Source organism: Streptomyces fuscigenes, assembly GCF_021556455.1.
GTDB classification, from domain to species: domain Bacteria; phylum Actinomycetota; class Actinomycetes; order Streptomycetales; family Streptomycetaceae; genus Streptomyces; species Streptomyces fuscigenes.
This window is the reverse complement of record NZ_JAKGCV010000457.1, coordinates 1-4,258: the sequence shown is the minus strand read 5'-3', so window position 1 is coordinate 4,258 and position 4,258 is coordinate 1. Positions and strand designations below refer to the sequence as shown.

Annotated in this window: 4 protein-coding genes; 1 reads left to right on the top strand and 3 read right to left on the bottom strand. The window is 74.9% G+C overall.

Going from position 1 to position 4,258, the window contains the following annotated elements:
• The 3 genes from L1885_RS24520 to glmS form a co-directional block, all read right to left on the bottom strand.
• A partial coding sequence (locus tag L1885_RS24520) for an NAD(P)H-hydrate epimerase (protein ID WP_308117392.1) occupies positions 1-298 on the bottom strand: 298 nt, incomplete at its 3' end.
• A gap of 4 nt (positions 299-302) precedes the next feature.
• Positions 303-671: a holo-ACP synthase gene (locus L1885_RS24515; protein WP_235799348.1), complete on the bottom strand. Its 369-nt coding sequence runs from the start codon at positions 669-671 to the stop codon at positions 303-305.
• Positions 672-708: 37 nt separating this feature from the next.
• Positions 709-2,556: a glutamine--fructose-6-phosphate transaminase (isomerizing) gene (gene glmS, locus L1885_RS24510; RefSeq protein WP_235799346.1), complete on the bottom strand. Its 1,848-nt coding sequence runs from the start codon at positions 2,554-2,556 to the stop codon at positions 709-711.
• A 198-nt stretch (positions 2,557-2,754) separates the two neighbouring features.
• Between glmS and L1885_RS24505 the strand changes: the two genes are divergently transcribed.
• Positions 2,755-4,258, top strand: a 1,504-nt coding sequence (locus L1885_RS24505; protein WP_235799343.1) for a hypothetical protein, incomplete at its 3' end; no start/stop codon positions are given.

Sequence of the window (4,258 nt, the reverse complement as noted above, 5' to 3'; positions counted from 1 at the left end):
TGGTCCGGCGCCGACGCGGTGTGCGTGCAGAGCGTCGAGGCGGGCGGCCACCAGGGCACGCACAAGGACGACCCCGCCGCCGACGGGCGAGATGAGCGCCGGCGTACAGGGCGTCGCCGCCGTTGTCGCCGCTGCCGACGAGCAGCACGGCCCGCGAGCCGTACACCCGGCCGAGCAGCCCCGCGCACACGGCGGCGAGGCCGGCCGCCGCGCGCCGCATCAGCGTGCCCTCCGGCAGCCGCGCCATCAGCTCGCGCTCGGCCGCCCGTACCGTCTCCACCCCGTACGCAGTCCGCATGTACTCAACCCTCCGCGATCACCACGGCCGACGCCACTCCCGCGTCGTGGCTGAGCGAGAGGTGCCAGGCCCGTACCCCGAGCTCGGCTGCCCGCGCCGCGACGGTGCCACGCACCCGCAGCAGGGGCCGCCCGCTGTCCTCGACGCAGACCTCCGCGTCGGTCCAGTGCAGGCCGCCGGGCGCGCCGAGCGCCTTGGCGAGCGCCTCCTTCGCCGCGAACCGGGCCGCGAGGGACGCGACGGAGCGCTCCCCTCCGCCCGGCAGCCGCAACTCGTCCGCCACGAAGAGGCGTTCCCGCAGGTGCGGGGTCCGCTCCAGCGACTGGCCGAACCGCTCGATCTCCGCCACGTCGATCCCCACCCCGATGATCACTTCGTCCCTGCTCCCTCGCTCGGCGCCACGGCGCGCGTCACTCCACGGTGACGGACTTGGCCAGGTTGCGCGGCTGGTCGACCTCGTTGCCGCGCGCGGTGGCCAGCTCGCAGGCGAACACCTGCAGCGGCACGGTCGCCACGAGCGGCTGGAGCAGCGTGGGCGTCGCGGGGATCCGCACGAGGTGGTCGGCGTACGGCACCACGCTCTCGTCCCCCTCCTCGGCGATGACCACGGTCCGGGCGCCGCGCGCCCTGATCTCCTGGATGTTGGAGACGATTTTGCCGTGCAGCACGGACCGGCCGCGCGGCGAGGGCACCACCACGACGACCGGCAGGTCCCGCTCGACCAGCGCGATGGGGCCGTGCTTGAGCTCGCCCGCGGCGAAGCCCTCGGCGTGCATGTAGGCGAGTTCCTTGAGCTTGAGGGCGCCCTCCAGGGCGACCGGGTAGCCGACGTGGCGGCCGAGGAAGAGCACGGTCCGCTTGTCCGCGAGGGTCCGCGCCAGCTCCCGGACCGGTTCCATCGTCTCCAGCACGCGTTCAAGACGGGCGGGGACGCCGGAAAGTTCGCGCACGACGTCGCGGATCTCGTCGCCCCACTTGGTGCCGCGCACCTGGCCGAGGTAGAGCGCCACGAGGTAGCAGGCGACGAGCTGCGTGAGGAACGCCTTCGTGGAGGCGACCGCCACCTCCGGTCCGGCGTGCGTGTAGAGCACGGCGTCCGACTCGCGCGGGATGGTCGAGCCGTTGGTGTTGCAGATCGCGAGGACCCGCGCGCCCTGCTCCCGGGCGTGCCGCAGCGCCATCAGGGTGTCCATGGTCTCGCCGGACTGGGAGATCGCCACGACGAGGGTGCGCTGGTCGAGGATCGGGTCGCGGTAGCGGAACTCGCTGGCGAGCTCCACCTCGCAGGGCATGCGGGTCCAGTGCTCGATGGCGTACTTGGCGATGAGCGCCGCGTGGAAGGCGGTGCCGCACGCCACGATCACGACCTTCTCGGCCTCGCGCAGCGTCTCGGCGGGGATGCGCACCTCGTCGAGGACGAGCGTGCCGGCCTCGTCGATGCGGCCGAGGAGGGTGTCCGCGACGGCCTTCGGCTGCTCGGCGATCTCCTTGAGCATGAAGGAGGCGTAGCCGCCCTTCTCGGCGGCCGAGGCGTCCCAGTCGACGTGGAAGTTCCGGACCTCGCCGGGCGCGCCGTCGAAGGTGGTGACGGTGACGCCGTCGCGGCGGGCCTCGACGACCTGGTCCTGGCCCAGTTCGACGGCCTCGCGCGTGTGGTCGATGAAGGCGGCCACGTCGGAGGCGAGGAACGCCTCGCCGTCGCCGACTCCGACGACCAGCGGCGAGTTGCGGCGGGCGCCGACGACGACACCCGGCTCGTCCGCGTGGACCGCGACCAGGGTGAACGCGCCGTCGAGCCGCCGGCACACCTGGCGCATGGCCTCGGCGAGGTCGCCGCAGGCGGAGAATGCCTCGGCGAGCAGGTGCGAGACGACCTCGGTGTCGGTCTCCGACGCCAGCGCGTGGCCGCGCCCGGCCAGTTCGGCGCGCAGCGCCGCGAAGTTCTCGATGATGCCGTTGTGGACGACGGCGACACGGCCCGCGTTGTCGAGGTGCGGGTGGGCGTTGGCGTCGTTGGGCGCGCCGTGCGTGGCCCACCGGGTGTGCCCGAGGCCGACGGTGCCCCCGGGCAGCGGCGCCTCGGCCAGCGCCTTGTCGAGGTTGACGAGCTTCCCGGCCCGTTTCGCCGTGGCGAGGCCGCCGTCCGCGAGCACGGCCACACCGGCGGAGTCGTACCCCCGGTATTCGAGGCGCTTCAGTCCGGCGACGACCACATCGAGCGCCGGCCGGAAGCCGACGTATCCCACAATTCCGCACATACCGGGCAGCCTACGATCCCGCCACCGGACGGGCCGTCACGGACACGGGCGGCATGGACGGGAACCCTCGCGTCCGTCCCCCGCGCCCCGAGAGGACGGCGGCCCCTGGCGGTCGCCACCCGGCGGGCCACCACCCGGCAAGGGGACAACACCGCATTCCCCTGGTGGTGGACACCCGCGAGCGCCTTCAATGGGTACGTGACGCTCCGCTCCCTGCTCAGCCTTCCGCGCATGCTCCGGCACGGCTCCACCATCGGCACCGACCTGCCGCCCGACACGGCGGTCGTCCTCGACCCGGCCGCGCCCCGGCTGCGGCCCGCCCTGGTCGCCGCCGCGAGCGGCGACCACCGGCCCGTACGGGACCTGCTGGCCGCGACCCGGCTGGACGGCGAGTGGGAGAACCGCGGCGCGTGGGTGCCCCGGCTGGCCACGGCCGCGCTGCACAATCCTGGCTGGCTGGACGACTGGACGGCGGCCACGCCCGACGACCCCGACGCGGCGCTGCTGCGGGCGGCGGTGAGCCTGAAGCACGCCTGGGCGGTACGCACGGGGGCGCGGGCGAAGGACGTCCCGCAGGAGCAGTTCCAGGCGTTCTTCGCCCTGCTGGACGACGCGGTGCCGGTGGTCGGCGCGGCGGCCGAGGCCAACCCCGCCGACCCGGTGCCCTGGCAGCTGGCCCTGGAGCACGCGACGGGCAGCCAGTCGCCGCGCGAGGTCTTCGACGCGTACTGGGAGGAGGCCGTGGAGCGGGCACCCCACCACTACGGCTGCCACGTGGCGGCCCTGCAGTACCTGTGCGAGAAGTGGCACGGCTCGCACGAGGAGATGTTCGACTTCGCCGAGCGCGCGGCACGCGGCGCGCTGCCCGGCTCGAAGCTGCACGCCCTGCCGCTGCTCGCGGCGGTGGAGTACGACGTGCTGGCCGAGGCGGTCGGCGGCGACGACGCGCGCCACAGCCGCATCTCGCGGGTGCGGGTGCGCGCCGCGATCGAGCGGGCGCTCACCCTGGTCCGGGCGTACGAGCCAGGCGACCCGGAGATCGCCGACGTGCGCAACCACCTGGCGCTGATGCTGCTGCTGGCGCGCCGGCCCGAGGAGTCGCTGGCCCAGTTCAGCGCGATCGGCACGCACGCGACGGAGTACCCGTGGGCGTACTTCGGGCCGGCGCGCGAGCAGTTCCTGGAGTTCCGGGCGGGCGTGCGGCTGCACGTCGCGTCGCAGATCCCGTTCTTCGCGGGGCGCGCGATCCCCGCGCAGCGCACCCAGCCCGCCGACGCGACGACGGTCGCGGTCCTGCGGGCGACGCCCCGCCGGGTGGCCGAGGCGGCCCGGCAGGCGGGCGCCGACCTGCGGATAGCCCCGCTCGGCGACGCCACGTACGCGGAGGTCCCCCGGGGCACACCGGAGCGCGGGGCGTCCGCCCGGCGGGCGACGCTGATGGGCGAGGACGGCCTGACGGCGGTCGCGGCGAGCCTGACGCGCGCGGTGCGCCGCCCGGCCCTGGTGCTGCGCAGGACCGGGGACCGCTACGGCTTCACGCTCCTGCACCGGGGCAAGCGCGTCGCCGACCACGTGTGGGACCCGGCGGCGCCGATCCCCGACCACGAGACGGCGGCGGGGACCGCCCGCGCCCTGGCGGCCTCGTACGGCATCGCCGACGCGCGGCCGCTGACCGCGCTGCTGCGCGCCTCCGACGCGCCCG

Coding starts and splice junctions, on each gene's coding strand:
- glmS (WP_235799346.1), bottom strand. CDS start 2,556: ATGTGCGGAATTGTGGGATACGTCGGCTTCCGGCCGGCGCTCGATGTG.